At 60.1% G+C, this 19039-nt stretch carries 16 protein-coding genes; 5 read left to right on the top strand and 11 right to left on the bottom strand.

Annotated features, from left to right (window positions below; all coding sequences use genetic code 11):
- The first annotated feature begins 28 nt into the window (after positions 1-28).
- Together JO965_RS46385 and JO965_RS49985 are read left to right on the top strand one after the other, a co-directional pair.
- Positions 29-2512 carry an arylsulfatase gene (locus JO965_RS46385; protein WP_246777375.1) on the top strand — a complete coding sequence of 828 codons (2484 nt, stop codon included), beginning with the start codon at positions 29-31 and terminating at the stop codon, positions 2510-2512.
- A gap of 281 nt (positions 2513-2793) precedes the next feature.
- The gene (locus JO965_RS49985) at positions 2794-3210 is read left to right on the top strand and encodes a class I SAM-dependent methyltransferase (RefSeq protein WP_371827063.1); all 417 of its coding nucleotides are present in this window, start codon (positions 2794-2796) and stop codon (positions 3208-3210) included.
- Between the two features lie 85 nt (positions 3211-3295).
- Here JO965_RS49985 and JO965_RS46375 read toward each other — a convergent pair whose 3' ends face one another.
- The 6 genes from JO965_RS46375 to JO965_RS46350 form a co-directional block, all read right to left on the bottom strand.
- Positions 3296-3994 carry an IS6 family transposase gene (locus JO965_RS46375; protein WP_203447549.1) on the bottom strand — a complete coding sequence of 233 codons (699 nt, stop codon included), beginning with the start codon at positions 3992-3994 and terminating at the stop codon, positions 3296-3298.
- A 275-nt stretch (positions 3995-4269) separates the two neighbouring features.
- Positions 4270-5277 (bottom strand): Gfo/Idh/MocA family protein, encoded by a 1008-nt coding sequence (locus JO965_RS46370; protein ID WP_203448438.1) that lies wholly within the window; start codon positions 5275-5277, stop codon positions 4270-4272.
- Between the two features lie 57 nt (positions 5278-5334).
- Positions 5335-5715 carry a VOC family protein gene (locus JO965_RS46365; protein ID WP_203448437.1) on the bottom strand — a complete coding sequence of 127 codons (381 nt, stop codon included), beginning with the start codon at positions 5713-5715 and terminating at the stop codon, positions 5335-5337.
- Between the two features lie 185 nt (positions 5716-5900).
- On the bottom strand, positions 5901-7025 hold the full coding sequence (locus JO965_RS46360; protein ID WP_203448436.1) for an FAD-binding oxidoreductase: 1125 nt from the start codon (positions 7023-7025) through the stop codon (positions 5901-5903).
- Positions 7026-7095: 70 nt separating this feature from the next.
- Complete coding sequence (locus JO965_RS49235; protein ID WP_203448435.1) at positions 7096-8676, bottom strand: amino acid ABC transporter permease/ATP-binding protein; 1581 nt, start codon at positions 8674-8676, stop codon at positions 7096-7098.
- Between the two features lie 92 nt (positions 8677-8768).
- Entirely contained in the window at positions 8769-9602 is an 834-nt protein-coding gene (locus JO965_RS46350) for an ABC transporter substrate-binding protein (protein ID WP_203448434.1), read from the bottom strand.
- Positions 9603-9848: 246 nt separating this feature from the next.
- Here JO965_RS46350 and JO965_RS46345 point away from each other — a divergent pair, with 246 nt between their 5' ends.
- Positions 9849-10982 (top strand): LacI family DNA-binding transcriptional regulator, encoded by a 1134-nt coding sequence (locus tag JO965_RS46345; RefSeq protein WP_203448433.1) that lies wholly within the window; start codon positions 9849-9851, stop codon positions 10980-10982.
- A gap of 103 nt (positions 10983-11085) precedes the next feature.
- Here the strand turns inward: JO965_RS46345 and JO965_RS46340 are convergent, their stop codons facing one another.
- The 4 genes from JO965_RS46340 to JO965_RS46325 all read right to left on the bottom strand — a co-directional run bounded on the left by JO965_RS46340 (position 11086) and on the right by JO965_RS46325 (position 14947).
- A complete protein-coding gene (locus JO965_RS46340) occupies positions 11086-12033 on the bottom strand; it encodes an ornithine cyclodeaminase (protein ID WP_203448432.1) in 948 nt (315 codons plus the stop codon).
- Positions 12034-12116: 83 nt separating this feature from the next.
- Positions 12117-13394, bottom strand: coding sequence for a TRAP transporter large permease (locus tag JO965_RS46335; protein WP_246777374.1), 1278 nt, complete (start codon positions 13392-13394; stop codon positions 12117-12119).
- The gene (locus JO965_RS46330) at positions 13391-13861 is read right to left on the bottom strand and encodes a TRAP transporter small permease (protein WP_246777381.1); all 471 of its coding nucleotides are present in this window, start codon (positions 13859-13861) and stop codon (positions 13391-13393) included. Before JO965_RS46330 ends, JO965_RS46335 begins: the two co-directional genes overlap by 4 nt.
- Before the next feature lie 90 nt (positions 13862-13951).
- Positions 13952-14947 carry a C4-dicarboxylate TRAP transporter substrate-binding protein gene (locus tag JO965_RS46325; protein ID WP_203448430.1) on the bottom strand — a complete coding sequence of 332 codons (996 nt, stop codon included), beginning with the start codon at positions 14945-14947 and terminating at the stop codon, positions 13952-13954.
- A 234-nt stretch (positions 14948-15181) separates the two neighbouring features.
- Here JO965_RS46325 and JO965_RS46320 point away from each other — a divergent pair, with 234 nt between their 5' ends.
- Positions 15182-16333, top strand: a complete 1152-nt coding sequence (locus tag JO965_RS46320) for a LacI family DNA-binding transcriptional regulator (protein ID WP_203448429.1) — start codon at positions 15182-15184, stop codon at positions 16331-16333.
- Positions 16334-16488: 155 nt separating this feature from the next.
- On the opposite strand, the gene JO965_RS46315 is transcribed toward JO965_RS46320, so the two are convergent.
- Positions 16489-17772, bottom strand: coding sequence for an FAD-binding oxidoreductase (locus JO965_RS46315; protein WP_203448428.1), 1284 nt, complete (start codon positions 17770-17772; stop codon positions 16489-16491).
- A gap of 138 nt (positions 17773-17910) precedes the next feature.
- On the opposite strand from JO965_RS46315, the gene JO965_RS46310 reads away from it, so the two are divergent.
- Complete coding sequence (locus tag JO965_RS46310) at positions 17911-18840, top strand: LysR family transcriptional regulator (protein WP_203448463.1); 930 nt, start codon at positions 17911-17913, stop codon at positions 18838-18840.
- Positions 18841-19039: the final 199 nt, after the last annotated feature.

Below are 19039 nucleotides of genomic sequence, written 5' to 3'. Positions count from 1 at the left end.
CGCCACGGCCAGCCTCCTGGCAATCCCAATGGCCCAGGCCCAGCAGACGACCGGCACGCCCGGCGCGCCGGACACGACGACCACCATCGACGGGCGGCAGCTTCCGGCCCCGGACCCCCAGTTCGGCGGCGTGATCAGGGATGACGCCTTGCAGTCCACGCCGTGGTGGGCACCACGCATCGTGCCGCCGAAGAGTGCGCCCAATGTCCTCTTGATCATCACCGACGATGCCGGCTTCGGCGTGCCCAGCACGTTTGGCGGGGTGATCCCGACACCATCGCTGGATCGCATCGCCAATGAGGGCCTGCGCTACAACCGCGTGTTCTCCACCGCCCTGTGCTCACCGACGCGCGCCGCGCTCATCACCGGGCGCAACCACCATTCGGCGGGGTTCGGCGTCATCTCCGAGCAGTCCACGGGCTTTCCCGGCTACAACAGCATCATCGCCAAGGACAAGGCCACGATCGGCCGGATCCTGCAAGACAATGGCTATGCTACCTCCTGGTTCGGCAAGGACCACAACACGCCCGCCTTCGCAGCCAGCCAGGCCGGACCGTTCGACCAGTGGCCGACCGGGATGGGCTTCGAGTACTTCTATGGCTTTGTCGGCGGCGATGCCAACCAGTGGCAGCCGAACCTCTTCCGCAACACCACGCAGATCTATCCCTTCGAGGGCAAGCCGGCGGGGAGCTGGAACCTGGTCACGGCCATGGCCGACGATGCCATCGACTACGTGAACCGGATGCACCAGATCCAGCCGGACAAGCCGATCTTCATCAAGTACGCGCCCGGCGCCACCCACGCGCCGCACCATCCCACCAAGGAATGGGTCGACAAGATCAGCCAGATGAAGCTGTTCGACGAAGGCTGGAACAAGGTGCGCGACCGCATCTTCGAGAACCAGAAGCGGCTCGGCGTGATCCCCCAGGACGCCAAGCTGCCGCCGTGGCCCAAGGATGTGCTGAAGGACTGGGATGCGCTCTCGGCCGACGAGAAGAAGCTGTACATCCGTCAGGTCGAGGTGTTCGCCGCCTACGCGGCCTACAGCGACCATGAGATCGGACGTGTGATCCAAGCCTTCGACGACATCGGGCAGCGCGACAACACGCTGATCATCTACATCAACGGCGACAACGGCACCAGCGCCGAGGGTGGACCGAAGGGCACGCCCAACGAGGTGGCGTTCTTCAACGGCCTGAACGAGTTGCCTGTCGACGTCCAGATGAAGTTCTACGACGTCTGGGGTACCGAGCAGACCTACAACCATATGTCGGCCGGCTGGTCCTGGACCTTCGACACGCCGTTCTCCTGGTTCAAGCAGAACGCCTCGCAGCTCGGCGGCATCAACCAGAACATGGCCGTCTCGTGGCCGGCCCGCATCAAGGACAAGGGGGCCCTGCGCGACCAGTTCGTGCACGTGATCGACGTCGTGCCGACGATCCTCGAGGCTGCCGGCATCAACGCGCCGGACGTTGTCGACGGCATCAGGCAGGCGCCGATCGAGGGCACGAGCTTCGCCTACACCTTCGATGCGGCGAACGCCAAGGTGCCGTCGCGGCACACGACGCAGTACTTCGAGATGATGGGGCAGTGGGCGCTGTACCATGACGGTTGGTTCCTGAGCACCAAGGTCAACCGGGCGCCCTGGGAGGCGTTCGGCCCAGCCAATCCCGATCCGCTCAACAACCAGGTACTCCAGTTGTTTGACTTGGGCACGGACTTCACCCAGACCACCGATCTGGCAGACAAGAATCCGCAGAAGGTCGAGGAGCTGAAGCAGGTGTTCGTCGCTGAGGCGAAGAAGTACCAGGTGTTCCCGATGGATGCCTCGGTGGCCGCCCGCATCGCCGCGCCGCGCCCGAACATCACGGCGGGACGGACAGAGTTCGTCTACACCCGGCCGATGACCGGGCTGCCGCAGGGCGACTCGCCGTTGCTACTGAACACCTCCTATACGATCACGGCCGACATTGAGGTGCCGTCAGCAGGCGCCGATGGGATGATCCTGACCTCGGGCGGGCGCTTTGCCGGCTACGGCTTCTATCTGCTCAAGGGCAAGCCGGTGTTCCTATGGAACCTGGTCGACCTGAAGCGGGTCAAGTGGGAGGGGCCGGACGTCCTTGCGCCGGGCAAACATACCGTGGAGTTCGACTTCAAGTACGACGGCTTGGGCGCCGGCACCCTTGCGTTCAACAACATGAGCGGGGTCGGTCGCTCCGGCACCGGCACGCTCAAGGTGGACGGCAAAGCGGTGCAGACGATTACGCTGCCGCAGACGCTGCCGATGATCCTGCAATGGGACGAGGCCTTCGACATCGGCTCGGATACGCTCACCGGCGTGAACGATGCCGATTACACGCCGCCGTTCCCGCTGACCGCCAGACTGGAGAAGCTGACGATCAAGGTGGACCGACCGAAGCTGTCACTTGACGACATCAGGAAGCTGGAGGGCGCACAGGCCACCGCGGTGGATGGTACGCCGCTGACGCGGGTCCAGGCAGGGTCTCACTAGCCCGGCACGCCGGTCCACGCCAAGCGACCGCTACGAACGCAGACCAGGGACGTCTGCCCGGCCTGCGCTCCCCACCAAGGACGCGAACAGTCGAGGAGACGATCGTCGGCTTGACGAGTTCAGACGCGAACCCACCGAAGGCAGCCACGTTGGACGTCTCTTCTGGGTCAACCTTTCACCTTCGGACCGCCCAACGAACGTCGGCTCATAACCGCTGAAGAGGACCAAGCGCTTACGTCTCAGGCGTGCCAGAAGCTGCCCTTCGGCCATGGCTGGCTTCCATGGCAGGCTGCTTGAACCCGGTCCCGCACCGTCCAATGTTCCGGCTCTCGGAAGCTCAGTGGGCGCTGATCGAACCATTCAGGCCGCCGGGAAGGGCTCGCGATACGCGCTGCCCCCCAAGACCGTGTTATGTTCCATTCTCGCTCGAGGGAGGATGGCAAGCCATGGAAACCCCGCAGCTTCGATACAATTGGGCTGATCCCGACGTATACGAGACTTTCATGGCGCGTTGGAGCGAACATCTGGCAGGCCAATTTCTCACTCGTGTCAATGTCCCTCCGGGCGGTCGCGTGCTCGATGTAGCCTGTGGGACAGGTGTGTTGGCGAAAGCACTGGCCGAGGCGGGGGCGCATGTGATCGGTGTTGATGCATCGGTGGGATGCCTAGAAGGAGGGATCTGTTGCAAACCCAGATGAAGGTCAAGAGACTGCCGGGAATGATCCCAGGGGCACTGTTGCAGTAACTCTGACAGGGCACAATGAACGCAATCGAATGGGTCGTTCAGGCGGCAAGACCAAAGAGCTGGTTCACAAGACGGATTTCGCCTTTCGCGCCGGGTCGTGCCAGGACGCAGTGCCCACGGCGGATCATTCGCATGACCTCAAAGCCTTTGAGGGCCGCCCGCGCCGTTTTCATTCGCTGGAAGCCGCGGGTCGGTCGGATCACACGCTTGAGTGCGCCGTGATCCGCCTCAATGATATTGTTCAGATATTTCGACGTCCGATGCGCGACATTTTTCGACAGCAGCCCTTCATCCTGCAACCGCTGAATTGCCTTGGGATAAGAAGCGAGTTTGTCGGTGGTGATCGAGGATGGGGGGAACGCCTTTGTTGTCTTAAGGGCTTTGCGCAGGAAACGATAAGCCGCGCCCGTATCGCGCCGATCAGACAGCATAGAAGCGATGAACTGACCGTGCTTGTCGACCGCGCGAAACAGATATTTCCATCTTCCGCTGACGCGCACGTAGGTCTCATCCACGCGCCATGATCCGGAACGGGAGCCCTGGTGTTGGCGGATCCGCTTCTCGATCTCTGGGGCGTAGCGCTGCACCCAGCGAAAGAGGGTGGATGGGTCGACCTTGATACCACGCTCCTGCATCATCTCCGCCAGATCCCGATAGCTGATGCCATACTTGCAGTACCAGCGCACGCACAGCAGGATAATCTCGACCGGAAACCGGCGGCGTTTGAAGATCGACAACAGAGCGGCTCCCCTTGATTAGCCGCTCCTCGCTACAATGCCAAGGTTAATGCAACGGTGCCGCTCTGGACATGCCCACGACGCCTAAGTTGCTGAAGTCAGAGCCATATTGGATCGGACCTAAAGCTAAATGGAACTAGCTGGCAATTGTTTAGATCTGGGTTCCCATAGCCAGTGTCAGCGCAAACACGTTATGGAACTAAGCAAAGCATCTGGGCGCACCCGCAGGTGTATCCACACGTTGCGAGCGCACTGTTTGATCATCTGGAAGGCTACTAAATGGTTTCCCAAGCCCTCGACGTCTCGGACCGGAAGAGCGCATCGAGGACTCGCATGTTCATGATCGCGTCGGCCACTGGGAATTCGAGGCTGCTCCCCTCTAAGATAGCGCGGGAGAACACATCGCCTTGGCGTTGATACTGGTTTGAGGGGGGAAACTCTTCCGTCTCTTCCCCGCTGCCAATCAGATCTCGACCATCGTCGATCACCAACCGCGTCGGCTGATCGCGTCTCGGATTGAACGGCAGCTGGATCTCCAGTCGTCCCTTCGTGCCGACGATCTGCACCCGCTGAGTGGGCACGAGTTGGGTGGCGCAGGTGAAGGCCAGATGTCGCCCACTCGGAAACTCGGCAAGGCCGCTCGCAAGACGGTCCGTTCGCATGGCGGGGTCCCGATCGAACGCGCCGATCACACGCTCCGGATCTGCCCCAAAGATGAAGCGCGCAGTCGCGACTGCATAGCAGCCGACATCGTAGAGACTGCCGCCGCCAATATCGGCCTGGTTTCGGATATTGTCGGGATCGACGAGATGGTACGAAAAGAACGTATGGATGACCCGAACATCGCCAAGGCGTCCACTGCGTACAATCTCCCGTGCCCGTTGCCATTGCGGATGGAAGCGGACCATGAAGGCTTCAGCAACGATCTTGCCGCTCCTCCTCTGAGCCGCTTCAATTTGCTTTGCCTCTTCGGCATTCAGCGCAATCGGCTTCTCGCATAAGACATGTTTGCCCGCATCCAGAGCCTTGATGGTGAGAGGAGCGTGAAGATGGTTAGGCAAAGGATTGTAGACAGCGTCAATCTCCGGGTCGGCCAGCAGCGCCTCGTACGAGGCATAGGCCTTTGGAATGCCGAATTCCGCGGCGGCGTCCTGCGCCCGGTTTCCGTCGCGGGAAGCAATCGCCACAACGTCCATCAGATCACCGTTCTTCAGGGCTGGGATTACCTGTTCACGGCCGATCTTGGCCGTGCTCAGAATTCCCCATCTAACTTTCTTTGCCATGCGAGTTTCTCCCTCGGCGGTGTTTTACGAAGATCTTTCATCAGATGCGGGCACAGACTATCGCTCGTAGAGCTCTAGGGGCAGGCCGTCAGGATCGGCGAAGAAGGTAAAACGCTTCCCCGTATGCTGGTCAAGCCGGATCGGCTCTACGGCAAGGTCCTGGTTTTGCAGGTACTCAATAACTGGCTCGAGAGCAGCAACCGCAAATGCGAGATGACGCAGTCCCTGCGCCTCTGGCTGCGATGGCCGTGCCGGAGGGTTCGGAAACGAGAAGAGCTCGATCTGTGTCGCGCCCACCTGTAGGTCGCATTTCCAAGACTGTCGATCCGCGCGCCAGACCTCGCGAATAATCGGCAGTCTCAGGATCTCGGCATAGAAGCGCTTCGAACGCTCATAATCCGAACAAATGATCGCGACGTGGTGAACGGCATCTAACATCTGGGTCTCCCGGCAGAGCTCAGACCGATCCTACAGCCTGTTAGGCTGCTGGACTGTGGACGAAATTGCCTGCGGGGTCATCGTCCTTTCCTGTCGGTGTCTCGACGCGGCAGTTCCTACTTTTGCCGGAAAGCCAAAGTGGTGACCCCATGTGGATCCAGATGAAGGACAGAACTTGGATCGGATCATTTGAATCGGCTAGGGCGGAACGTCTTCAGCAGAGGATGACTCTCTCCTGTCACGATCTCATCCGCTAAAAGCTCGCCTGCGATCAGGCCCAGCGTTGCTCCACTGTGGCTGAAAGCGACGTAGTAACCCGCGATTCCGGGGAGTTCCCCGAACACCGGTTCTCCGTCCCCTGGAATGGGCTTCGGGCCCACGCCATAGGAGTCGAGAACGAGCATTGGATTCCCTTCCAGTGCTGCCGATGCTTCGGCCAGAAGGCCCTGAAAGGTCGAGTCCTTCACCTCGAACGTGCCATCCGGGCGCCGAGCAACTTCTTCTTCCGACCATGCTGAGTCGAGCACGAGCGACCCCGTGGGTGTGGGCCGCACGGCGACGCGAGGGGTGTTGAGAACAGCCCGCAGGGCGACATTGATAGGCTTCGTCTTGACGAGAAGCGAAATCGGTGTTGCATCAGTGATCTGGAGCCCAACCTCGGCCACGATCTTCGGCACGGAGGCTCCGGCTGCGAGCAGCACCGCGTCCGCGGCGAAACGCCGGCCGTCGGCCGTGACAATCCCGGTTGCGCGACCATTGTTGACCTCGACAGAGGCGCGTCCCGCTTGGGTCACGACTTCACCACCGAGCGCGGAGAACTCCTCGACCAAGACGTTGATGAGTGACGGAAGATCCACCCATCCTTCGCCGGGATTGAAGATGGCTCCCTGGCGGGTGATGGCCCGCGGATCGACGCCTGGCGTCACCGCCGCAACCTGATCGGCTGCCAGGAGCCGAGCGTCATAACCAATGCTCCGCTCGTGAGCATAGACCGCGGCAATCTCGTTCGAACTGTCATCCGCATCCCAGGTCAGACCCCCATCGAAGCGCAGCCACGCTGCATCGGGATGCTTTGCCGCGAGGGTCCGGTATCGGTCGATACCGATCATGCGCAGCTGATGATACTCGGGAGAGCGCATGCGCGAGGAGTTCAGCCAGGAGAGCGAGCGGCCTGAGGCTTCGCTCGCGAGAGCTCCCTCGGTCACGAGAGTCACTTGGGCGCCGCGGCGAGCAAGCTGCACCGCTGAGGAGACGCCAAAGATGCCGCCGCCGATGATCGCGACGCGGGAGACACGGGATGGAGAGTTCATATGAGTTTTCCTCGATTGGAATATGGTATTTGCTCCGCCACGCGCTACGTCGCGGTGGAGCGGATCGGAGCTACAGAACCTGCGACAGGAAGCGCTTGAGACGCGAGCTCTTCGGATTATCGAACAAGTCATCGGGACGTCCGGCTTCGACCACCCTGCCCTCGTCCATGAACACGACCTGATCGGCCACCTTGCGGGCGAAGTTCATCTCGTGGGTGACGACCACCATGGTCATTCCACTCTCACCCAGTCTGGCCATGAGTTGGAGGACACCTTTGACCAGTTCCGGGTCGAGGGCGCTCGTCACCTCGTCGAACAGCATAATCTCCGGATTCATTGCCAGAGCACGGGCAATAGCGACACGCTGTTGCTGCCCACCGGAGAGGTGCGACGGCCGATGGTGGATCCGCTCCGCCAGCCCCACCTCGGCGAGCCGTGCCGCGGCGATCTCATACGCCTGATCTTTTGGCATGCGCTTCACCTTCCGAAGCGCCAGAGCGACGTTGCCGAGCGCGGTATGGTCAGGGAACAGGTTGAACTGCTGGAAGACCATGCCTACCCGCCGGCGCAGATGATCCGGCTTGAATTTGAAGATGCTGTCGCCATCCAGCAGGATGTCACCGCCGGAGGGTTCAACGAGACGGTTGAGGCAGCGCAGGAGCGTTGACTTGCCGGATCCCGACGGACCGATGATGCACGTCACTGTACCGGGCTTGATTGTGAGGTTGATGTCGTGAAGGACCTTCAGGGCGCCATAGGCCATGCTCAGGTCGGAGACTTCCAGGCTGCCTCCCTGGTACCGCACCGGCTCCGCAGAGCTGCGTGCGAGAGGCGGAGTAGCAGGCAGGTGCTTAGCTCCGGACGCCAAAGCCCCTGCTGTGTCCGAGACGATCCCGGCCTCTTCCATTTCGCTGACCTCTTTGAGGCCGCTGGTGACAACGGTCGGTCGTTTGCCGATCCGCAGTCGATAATCGATGTAGTTGACGAAATGCGTGAGCGGAACGGTGATTACGAGATAGAAGATGCCCGCGAGAAGCAGCGGTGACAGATTTCCAGTGACGACCGCTGCATCCTGGCCCACACGGAAGAGCTCGCGCTCCGAGGCCAGCAAGCCCAGGAAATAGACCAAGCTCGAGTCTTTGACGTTGCCGATGAACTGGTTCACCAGCGCCGGGAGGACGCGGCGCACGCCCTGCGGGATGACCACAAGGCGCATGCCCTGGCCGTAGCTCATGCTCAGCGCCCGGGAGGCTTCCAACTGTCCGCGCTCAACGCTCTGGATGCCAGAGCGGAAGATCTCACCAATATAAGCACCCGCAATCAGGCTCAGAGCCAGAATACCAAGCGGGTACGGTGAAGGCCCGAATAGATCCCTGCCGATCCGCGCAAAACCTTGGCCGATGAGCAGGATGGTTACGATGGCAGGTAGACCGCGGAACACATCCGTGTAGATGCGTGCCGGGATTCTCAGCCACTTGGAGTGAGAGATTCCCATCACCGCCAAAATCATGCCGATGATGGTGCCAAGCACGGTTGAGGCTAAAGCAAGAATGATCGTATTCTTGAGGCCGACCGCAAGCATGTTCGGCAGCACTTCCGCCATCGACTCCCAATCGAGGAAGCTGCGGCGCAGGTTTTCCAGCCAGTTCATACGTTCTGCTCCCTACTGCTTCCGCGGTTCGGCTTGGTTGGAGCAGACCTATAGCTGCTCCAACCAGGAAACGCGGGATGCTCTCCAGGCTGTTACGACCTCGGCAGATACTGGTCGGGCATCGGCGTGCCAGGGAACCACTTCTCGTGGAGCCGCTTCCAGGTGCCGTCCTGCATGGCTTCACGCAGACCCTTGTTCAGTGCTTCCCGGAAGGCATTGTTGCCCTTCTGCACCACAAAGCCGGCCGGAGCGTCGAAGGACGGGATATTGATGGCGATCCTGAGCGTCTTGTAGCGCTCAGCCTGCTGCTTGGCTGCCTCATAGTCGAAGAAGTGGGCGTCAATCGTCCCATTGTTGAGAGCAGAAATGGCTGCGTTGTTGTCGGGGAACTTCACAAGATCCGTTTTGGTGAAATTCTTTGTCGCAAAGATCTCCTGGAGGGTGCCCTGGACGACCCCGAGACGCTTGCCCGTCAGGTCGGCCTCCGTCTTGATCTTCTCATCGGCGGTGATCACCGAGAGGTATCCCGCCAGATAGCCGTCGGAAAAGTCCACGGTCTTCTTCCGCGGCTCCGTCGTACCGATGGCGGCAACTGCAACGTCAAAGCGGCCATTGGCCACCGACGGGATCAAAGCCGAGAAGTCCTGTCCGGTGAAGGACACCTGATCCTTGGTAAAACCCAGCCGGCGTGCCACGTCGAGGAAGAGTTCGATATCGAAGCCGGAGAACTCGCCGTTTTTATCGACGAAGGCATAGGGCCTTGAATCTCCCATGGTGCCGACGCTGACCCGCGCCGGATCAATGAGATTGTAGGGGTTGCTCTTGGACGTCTGTGCGTCGGCAGCGCCTGTGAAGACAATGCCGAGCGTGAGCGTGGCGAACGCGGCCACCTTGGCTATGGGGCTATACCATTGCGCGTTGTTCATCGTGTTCCTCATTCTGAAAGATGCCTTAGCTTTTGTTTTTGCTTGAGCTGGCCTTGAGCATTCCCGGACCTATCGTCACGCTCTTCTTCTGTGTCCGGCTCTCCTCTGCCGTCGGCTCTTCCGGTTCTTGCAGGCTTCTGTAGAATGCCTTGTGAGACCGGTCTCATGAAGTTATTGAGACCGGTCTCACATGTCAACGCCTGATTCACTTGACGCACTGTACTTAACGCCTCTAGGTGATCAGATATGAAAAATAGTGAAACACCGAAACGCCTGGTGACCGTCCAAGACGTTGCTCAGAGGGCGGGCGTCTCGAAGGCGACGGCGGCTCGCGTCCTCGGCCGCTATGGAACAACCAGCTCGGCTGTGAAGGACAAAGTTCTCGCGGCAGCGCAGGAGCTCGGCTATCAGGCCAATGAACTTGCCCGCAGCATGACCACGGGCCGATCAGGGATTATCGGCGTCATCGTGGGCGATATCGAGAACCCTTATTTCGGCCTCGCTGTCCGCGGCATCAGCGACGCGGCGCGCGCGGAAGGATTCGACGTCATCCTGGCGAACTCCGGTGAAGAAATTGAGAAGGAAAGAGATGCCGTCCGGGTTCTAATGGGCAAGAGGGTTGACGGCCTGATCGTCACTCCGGCCAAAACCTCCGAGACGCACCATCTTCTATCACTGCAGAAAACCGGACGTCCCGTCGTGCTCCTGGATCGCGCCGTATCCAACCTGTCGGTCGATACTGTCATGACAGACGATCACACTGCAGCGTCAGTAGCCACCCGCCGCCTGATTGAATTCGGCCATCGCCGTATTGCATATATCTCAGCTGTAAAATCCGGCGAGATCTTATTCCGAAGTCGCGACCAAATTGATACATCGACGGTGTTGGATCGCATTGATGGCTTTCTAGAGGTCGCTCGACAGGCTGGTATCGAAGCCCCGGAGCGCTACATTCGGCTCGGTGCCACCGAGCCATCCATGACTCGCAAGATCGTGATGGACCTGCTGGCTCTTCCTGATCACCCATCGGCAATCCTTGCATCCGACAACGTCATTGCTCTCGAAGTGTTCAAAACCGTTCGGGCTCTCGGGTTGCAAGTTCCGGGGGACGTCTCGCTTATCGCCTTTCACGATGCGGATTGGACGAGTGTGACAACGCCGCCCGTGACCGTCATTGCGCAGCCAATCTATGACCTTGGGAGGGAGAGCGCGCGCATGCTGATCGAGCGAGTTCGCGGAGCTGTTCATGCGCCCCGCCGCTTCGTTCTGAAGTCGACGCTGATCGACCGCCAGTCCGTTGGTACTCCCGCCATGGACGAAGACAGTGTGAAACGGTCGAAGCCGGCGAGGGCACGGACGAGGACCGGAAGCCGATCTTAAGGTCTCATGCGGAATAGCGGGCCCGTTATTCCGCACTCAGCGATGCGCCAATCAAGAAGGGAGATTAGGTCCCAAGAGTGAATCTACTCTCGGGGCCGATGCTCTAGACGATCTGCCGCAACCGTTCCCCAAGGTGGCGAGCAGTAAAGAGATCGAGGTGACCTCCTCCCACATTCTTGAAGACGGTTATCTCGTTCAGATCCTCGCGGCCTGCCCTGGCCGTGGTGCAGAGTTCGAAATGATCCGCCTGAACGTCAGCCCATGCGAAGAGCCCGCGCTGGACCGGCTGAAACAGATCGCCTGCTCCTTCCATTCCGGCACGGGTATCAACAAAGACACGGCCACGCCGGATCGTTTCGTCATCCGCCTCACGCATGGTGGGCAGATAGGCACCGATCAGGTCCACATGTGCGCCTGGCTTCAAGAGGGCCCCCTTGACGAGGGGCTCGGTCGACATGGTCACGCAGGAGATCACGTCCGCTTCGGGTATGGCCGCATCGAGATCACGGACAGCGGAGATCAAGACGCCTTCGATCTGCATCTCACGGGCCAGCGCCTCCGCTCGTGCCGCGGTGCGGTTCCAGATCAGGACGCGCTTGATCGAGGGTCGGACGCTCGTATGGGCGAGAATGACGTGCGGAGCGAGGCCGCCGGCTCCCACGACGAGAAGCACCTCCGCGTCTTCTCGCGCGAGAAAGCTTGCACCTAGGGCGGAATCGGCAGCTGTCTTGCGAAAGGTTAGAGCCGCACCATCGGCTGCTAGAACGGGCGCACCCGTTTTGCCGTCGAAAACTGCGACAAGGCCTTGAACCGAGGGCTGCGGCGGCTGCAGCGCCAAGTTAGACGGGAAAACGCCCACAAGCTTGACCGCGATCACCTCCCGCGTAGCCCAAGCCACTAGCGAAACGAACTTGTTGTCACCACCGTTTGGCTCATCCATGACCGAGGCGTCGCTTCTCGGAGACACACCCTTGTGCGCAGCCCGAAGTCCTTCAACGAGCCCAGGGTAATCGAGCAGGCGATGCACGGTATCCGCATCGACGAACTTCATGACACACTCTCCATTCAACATTATTGGCGCTAACCGACGAATCTTGCGTGCAATTCGCAAACTCAGCTCGCCTCTCCTTAGCCTCAGAACAGCATCCTCGGCAGGAGCAATACCGTATCGGGCAGGAAGGTGATCAGGAAGAGGACTACAATCAGAGCCATGAGCAACGGAATGGATTCTCTCGTGAACTCTTCGATCGAGCATTTGGTGATTGAGCAAACAGTGAACAGGACCGAGCCGATCGGTGGCGACACGGAACCGATGGTGAGATTGACGATCAGAACGACGCCGAAGTGGATGGGATCAATCCCGAACCTCTGCATGACCTGAACAAACAGAGGTGCTAGGATCACCATCAGAGAGAGCCCCTCCATAACCGTTCCGAGCAGGAGGAGAAGGATGTTGATCAGCGCAAGCGCCACGTATTTGTTGTCGGTCATGGCGAGAAGATATCCCACGACCGTCTGAGGGACCTCTTCCAGGGTGAGAACAACCGAGAAGATGGCTGAGGCCGCGATGATCAGCATGACATTCGCAGTCGTATGCGCTGACTCCCGCGCGAGTTCATAAGTCTCACCGACGCTGAAGCCTCGATAGATGAACAGGCCCACGAAAAGCGCATAAGCCGCCGCGATCGCTCCGAGTTCGGTTGGGGTGAACCAACCGATCCGTAATCCAAACAGTAGCAGGAACGGCATGGCCAGCGCCCAGAGTGCATGGCGTGCTTTGATCGCGATCTCGCGCACCGGCATCCGGTGGGGTCTCAGAGCGCCATAGCCACGACGCTTGGCCACTTGGTGGACGGTGATCATCAAGGCCGCAGCGATCAGGAAGGCGGGAATGATGCCGCCAATGAAGAGCTGGCCGATCGACGTGTTCGTCAGGAGGCCATAGATGATCAGGCCGATGCTCGGCGGCAGTACCGGGGCGATCACGCCCGAGCAGGCGCTGATCGCGGAGGCGAAGCCATTCGAGTATCCCTGCTTTCGCATGATCGGCACGACCGTACGAGCATCAATTGCGGCATCGGCGTTCGATGAGCCTGACATGGCTCCCATGAACAGCGAATTGATGACGGCAACCTGGGCAAGCCCGCCGCGCCAGTGGCCGACGAGCGCTTCAGCGAAACCATAGAGACGGTCGGCAATTCCGCCACGCGCCATGGCCGCCCCCGCAAAGACGAAGAAGGGTACGGCGAGCAGAGGAAACAGCTCCAGGCTCCCGTTCATGCGTTGCGCGATGATGCTCGGCGCAATCGGGTTGGCTATGAAGTAGGACATGGCCGATCCGAGCAGCACGAAGGAGATCGGCATGCCAGCAAAAAGCAGAAGAAGGAAGACGATAAACGTGAGCGCGATCACCGGTGAACACTCCCCGCCTGCTTCAGCTCAACCCAGGCTCTAGCGAGATAGATCACAATGATCGCAGCCATGGAGATTGCGAGGCCCACGGACATAACCCATTTTGGGACATCGATGGACATGAACGTGGTGAAGCGGGCGGTTCTGATCTGCATTATGGCGGCATAGATGACCCCAGCCGCGATCAGGGCAACGATAACGTTCATCGTGGCGTGCACCAGATGCCTGCCACGGGGCGGCAAAAGATCAACAAAGTAGCGGACCCCCATCAGGTCGTCCCGCTTGGCGGCACCGATTACCCCGAGCCAAACCAGCCACACGAAGGCGAGAACGGCCACTTCGCTTGCGCCGAAAATGGGAGCGGAGAAGATGTTTCGGCCAACAACGTCCGCGCCGACGCTGATGATCACGAGCGCGAGGAGTATGACGGGAATGACGCTCCCGGCCAGCTCTCCGATCCAGTTCACAATACGCAAGTCCCTGCTCCGAATTGGACGGATGTCTATGGCGCCTCGGCGGGTACCCGAGGCGCCATCACAAGCATTAAATGGCTGGTCTTACTGACCTGATGCGGCCGCGCGAACCTGCTCGAGCAGACCGGCGGGCCATTGCGGGAAGCTGGTGTAGAAGGATGCCGTTGCCTTGCGGTAGGCGGGAACATCAGCGTTGTGGAACTTGACGCCTTTTGCTTCGAATTCCCTGCGGATCTGATCATTCATGTCAGTCGAACGTTTGGAGAGTTCCTGCCCGCCCGCACGAAATTCTTCCAGCAACATGGCGCGGTCGGATGGGCTCAGCGCGTTGTAGGCCGCGTCGCTCATCACCCAGCCAGTGAAGAGATTGAAGTGTCCTGTGAGAGTGATGTCCTTCACCACTTCGTACCAGCGGTTTGCCCGCAGGCCTGTGAGCGGAGACTCGCCGGCATTGACGACGCCTTGAGACAAAGCGGAATAGGTTTCGGCCGCCTCGACTGTGGTCGGAACTGCACCCAAGGGTTCAAAGGTCTTTTGCCAAGTCGGCACGGGTGGAACGCGGACCTTCACGCCCTTGAGGTCGGCCGGAGTCGGATAGGGCTTGCTCCCAATCATATGTCGGGCGCCATCGAACCAGTTGAGGGCGAGAACGCGGATCTTCGCCTTCTCGGCAAGCTTGTCGTACCAACCCTTCATCAACGGCGAGAAGGCGAGACGCTCAGCCTCCTCATTGTTCTCGACAATGAACGGCCCGCCAACAATGCCCATTTCAGGCACGCCGAAGCTCGAGAGATAAGCCGCATCGGTGAAGGTGATAATCGGCTCGCCTTGGCTCGCCTGCTCCAACATGTCGGTCGTCGTTCCCAACATACCGCCGGGGAAGACTTTGATCGTGATGCGTCCTTCGCTCCGCTTGGCGATGCGCTCGGCCACTTCGACAGCAACTTTGTGAGACTCGATCGTGGGCTGATTGACGTGGGCGAGGCGCAATTCCACCTTCTGGGCCAAGGCCGCTGCGGAGAGCATCGGCAGGGTTGCAAGGATCGCGATTCCAGCCAAGAAATTCCGACGTGATCTCATGCGGTGTTCCCTCTTCTGTTGATTGTGCCAAGTCTTCTTCAGCATCCCTGCCGCTTCCTTCGGTTTAGGATGCTCAAATCTAGGTTCGGAGTTGTCTCTGCGAACGTTCTCATAGTATCATCATCGAACGTTCGGAGCGTCAAGGCGAAATCTTCCCTTGCACCTCGTCCTTTGGGGGCTCCCTTAGAACCGACGCATCGCTAAGCTCGGCCGCACGGGGCGGCAGTGGAATCCATGGCTGAAAAGCGCACGAAGAACGTGACGATTATTGAAGTTGCCCGGCTTGCCGGTGTAAGCACGGCGACGGCCGGGCGCGTTCTGGGCGGCTACGGCTATTCCAGCGAGCAGATCCGGGACAAAGTGCGGAAGGCGGCCGAACAGCTGGGTTATCGCCCCAATCTGCTTGCCCGAGGCCTGATCACCGGCAAAACCCAGACAATTGGGGTTGTTGCTGGCGATATGGAAAGCCCCTTCTATGCCAGTATTCTGCGCGGAATTGCCGACGTTGCCCGCAACCGAGGATTCGGGATCGTTGTCACCAACAGCGACGAGATCCTGCAGCGGGAACGAGAGGCGGTGCAACTCCTCATGGAGAAGCAGGTCGATGGGATGATTGTGACGCCGTCGGATCTCCAGAGTTCCAATCACCTGAGGAATGTCGTGGCCGCTGGATGCCCCGTCGTCCAGATCGATCGCCTCGTTCACGGCCTCGAAGCCGACTCGGTGACTGTGGATAATGTCAAGGGCGCTAAGGCCTGTATCGAGCATGTCATTGCCGCAGGACATCGCCGGATTGGACTGATCTCGGAGCTGGAGCAGTTTACGGCAGGAGATTTGAAGTCCTTCATCGATCTGGAGGCCCACGGCCGGGTGGACCCGGGAGCACTCTATCCCAGCTGGCAGCGCCTTGTGGGCTACCTGCAGGCGCACCGAGAGGCAGGCCTCTCGGTCGATCTCGATCTTGTGCGGCGAGTCGGAGCTTATTCAGCAAAAGCTGCCAAGGAAGAAACGCTGGATCTGCTCCAGGGCAGTGGACGGCCCACGGCCCTGTTCACAACCGATGGCCTGATGTCGGCCGGAGCGATGGATGCCATAAGCGAATTAGCCCTCGAACTGCCGCAGGATCTATCTCTCATCTGCTTTGATGATCTAGAGTGGATGCGCTTCCTCCGGCCTGGAATCACCGCGATCGCCCAGCCGCTCAACGAGATGGGACGCACCGCGGCGCCGCTGGTTCTGTCCCGCATCAGTGGAGATCGGTCGCCTTCCCAGCGTCAGGTTCTCACGCCGGCTCTACGCATGCGCGGATCGGTTGCCGGACTGAAGACGCAGGGCCTCTCCCGCTCCTCGGAGCAGTCCAAGCCACGCAGATCCGCAAAGGCATGACAGATCGACGAGATGGCTGGACCTGGCATCGAGAAGCTGGTCACTGACCGGAAAAAAGAGATCGAGTTTGTCCGGTCTCATCACGCCATCGTACCGCTTCTTCTATTCAATCTCGGTTTACCTATCGCCACAGGACGGGCACATAACCACGATTCTTAGAAGCGCGTCATCGCCGCATGGACAATCTGAGCCCCAACCTCGTAATAGGCCTCCTTGACTGCTCGAAGCCGGACGGGCTCCGGTTCGGTTACGGGAAGAGGCAAATCGTCTTCTGCGAGTTCGCCAAGGACAAACCGCGCGAGCGTACGCCCAAAGACGGTTCCTGGAGCAATGCCCCGTCCATTGTAGCCGCTGAACGACACCACGTTCCGGGCCAACCTATGAAATCTCGGCAGATTGTTGCTGGTCATGCCGATGCTGCCGTACCACTCGTACTCAAACTCGATGCCTGCAAGCTGGGGGAAGAGTTTCCGCAGAGCACGGCGCCCCCAGTTCGGGTGGATGGTCCGTCCAGGGCCACGCAGAGCGCCCACACTCCCGAATACGAGGCGCCCCTTCTGGTCGAAGCGGAAGGAGCTGAGGATATCCTTCGTGTCCCAGACGCCTTGCCGCTCTGGCAGGATCGCAGTGCGCAGGTTGTCGCCCAGCGGCTTGGTGGCGAGATTGAAGTAGGGAAGATGCACGAGCTCGGCCCGGATCTGCGGCCACACATTGGTCGTGTAGGCATTCGTGGCCACGATGACCCACTTTGCCTGTACGGACCCGGCGCTTGTGCGCACCATCCACCTGCTGTCGACTTCCTGCGCGTCCAGTACGGGGCTTGCGGTGAAGATCTGCGCGCCTGCTTTGCTCGCTGCCACGGCGAGACCGCGAGCATAGGCCAGCGGCTGGATGGTCCCGGCGCGGAGGTCGAGAAGCGAGCCGGAGTAAGCGTTGGTTCCGACCTTCCGTGCGGTCTCCTCCGCATCAAGCAGGCGTACCGGAGCGCCCCTTGCCTGCCATTGCCGCGCCCGCTCGTGGACTTCCGCCAAGCCCTTCGCGCCAACGGCACAGTGAAGCGTGCCGCTGCGTTCGACCTCGCAGGCCATTGCGTGTTTCTCGACGAGTTCGAATACCAAGCTCGGCGCGTCGCCGAGCAGGTGGAGCAGACGGTTGCCGTAGACCTCGCCCAGTTCCCCCGGCAGATCATCGGGCATCACCCACATACCCGCGTTGACGAGGCCGACATTACGGCCCGAGCCGCCGAAGCCGATCTCTACTCCCTCGAGCACCGCGACCGAGGCTCCCGCCTCGGCAAGATGGAGTGCCGCCGAAAGGCCGGTAAAGCCTGCGCCGATCACCGCGACGTCGGCCTCTAGATCGTCGGACAACCTGCTCGTCGGAGGTGCGGGAGGCGCCGAGCGCTCCCAGAGGCCGTGGCTACGCGGATCGTTCTTCATTCCAGATTCCCTTTGTATGGAGTATGGAGCGAAAGATCGGCGCTGTTCAGGCTCCATTCCCTCTTGTAATCAGATCCTCAGAAGAAACCTCGAGAGCAAGCCGATTTTTCTCAAGAGGTCATGACCGAAGGTAATGAAATGGCCATTGCCCGTCGCTTTTTGCCGTCCATGTCACTGCTTCGCGCCTTCGAGGCCGCCGCCCGTCATCAAAGTATTACGGCCGCGGCTGAAGAGTTGAACCTGACGCAGGGAGCAGTCAGCCGACAGATCCGGGCCTTGGAAGAACTGCTTGGTTCGGATCTCTTTGTCCGGGAGCGGCAGACTATCCGTCTCACATCAGCCGGAGAGACCTACGCCCGCGAGATCCGGGAGGCGCTTAGGCGCATTTCCAGCGCGACCCTGAGCTTCCGCGCCAATCCGAAGGGTGGGACCCTTAACTTGGCGATCCTGCCAACTTTCGGCACTCGATGGCTGGCCCCTCGCCTTTCTGGCTTCCTCCGAGAGAACCCTGGAATCACAGTCAACCTGACGACCCGCCTTGCTCCGTTCGACTTCAGTCTGGACCAGGCGGATGCCGCCATCCACTTCGGTAGTCCAAACTGGCCCGGCGCCGAATTGGCCCTCCTGATGAGCGAGACAGTGGTGCCCGCTTGTAATCGCTCGCTCCTGGAGGCTTATAAGATCGAGAAGCCAAGCGATCTTCTTAGGGCTCCGCTCCTGCACCTCGTCTCGCGACCAGACGCCTGGGAGCACTGGTTTCTGATGCACGGTGGTCTTAGCGAGCCTCTGCATGGCATGCTGTTCGACCAATTTGCCACCGCAGCCCAGGCGGCCATGTCGGGCCTCGGTCTCGCGCTGCTTCCTGAATTCCTCATTCAAGACGAACTCGCGCGAGGGGATCTCGTCAGGGCCTTTGATATGCCCATGCAGAGTACCGAGCGGTATTACCTTGCCTGGCCGGCAAACTGCTCTGCATACCCTCCATTGGTGGCGTTTCAAGAGTGGATTGTTCAGGAAGCACAAACGGAGCAAGAGGCCGATGGGAACTCGGTGGGACGACTTGCCTGAAGCCGATACCTGCGAATGATGTTCTTGCAGGAGTCGAACAATCGCACCCTGATGAGGCTCCGCCGCGACTTTAAGCCAGATACCACCGCACGCACAGCAGAATCACTGACCGATCAAATTCCCTACCCATGAACATGTTGCCTCGCACTGTTCTGCCAGCGCAGACCATACGCGCGCTAGGAAAGGAAGTGGTGCAACA

It is taken from the genome of Microvirga sp. VF16 (genome assembly GCF_016864375.1).
Classification (GTDB): Bacteria; Pseudomonadota; Alphaproteobacteria; order Rhizobiales; family Beijerinckiaceae; genus Microvirga.
This window is presented reverse-complemented; position numbering and strand designations above follow the sequence as displayed.

Excerpts from the sequence above, each read along its gene's own strand:
- JO965_RS46385 (WP_246777375.1), top strand. The coding sequence starts at position 29 with ATGGCCCAGGCCCAGCAGACGACCGGCACGCCCGGCGCGCCGGACACG.
- JO965_RS49985 (WP_371827063.1), top strand. The coding sequence starts at position 2,794 with ATGGCAGGCTGCTTGAACCCGGTCCCGCACCGTCCAATGTTCCGGCTC.
- JO965_RS46370 (WP_203448438.1), bottom strand. The coding sequence starts at position 5,277 with ATGGCAAAGAAAGTTAGATGGGGAATTCTGAGCACGGCCAAGATCGGC.
- JO965_RS46365 (WP_203448437.1), bottom strand. The coding sequence starts at position 5,715 with ATGTTAGATGCCGTTCACCACGTCGCGATCATTTGTTCGGATTATGAG.
- JO965_RS46360 (WP_203448436.1), bottom strand. The coding sequence starts at position 7,025 with ATGAACTCTCCATCCCGTGTCTCCCGCGTCGCGATCATCGGCGGCGGC.
- JO965_RS49235 (WP_203448435.1), bottom strand. The coding sequence starts at position 8,676 with ATGAACTGGCTGGAAAACCTGCGCCGCAGCTTCCTCGATTGGGAGTCG.
- JO965_RS46350 (WP_203448434.1), bottom strand. The coding sequence starts at position 9,602 with ATGAACAACGCGCAATGGTATAGCCCCATAGCCAAGGTGGCCGCGTTC.
- JO965_RS46345 (WP_203448433.1), top strand. The coding sequence starts at position 9,849 with ATGAAAAATAGTGAAACACCGAAACGCCTGGTGACCGTCCAAGACGTT.
- JO965_RS46340 (WP_203448432.1), bottom strand. The coding sequence starts at position 12,033 with ATGAAGTTCGTCGATGCGGATACCGTGCATCGCCTGCTCGATTACCCT.
- JO965_RS46325 (WP_203448430.1), bottom strand. The coding sequence starts at position 14,947 with ATGAGATCACGTCGGAATTTCTTGGCTGGAATCGCGATCCTTGCAACC.
- JO965_RS46320 (WP_203448429.1), top strand. The coding sequence starts at position 15,182 with ATGGCTGAAAAGCGCACGAAGAACGTGACGATTATTGAAGTTGCCCGG.
- JO965_RS46315 (WP_203448428.1), bottom strand. The coding sequence starts at position 17,772 with ATGAAGAACGATCCGCGTAGCCACGGCCTCTGGGAGCGCTCGGCGCCT.
- JO965_RS46310 (WP_203448463.1), top strand. The coding sequence starts at position 17,911 with ATGGCCATTGCCCGTCGCTTTTTGCCGTCCATGTCACTGCTTCGCGCC.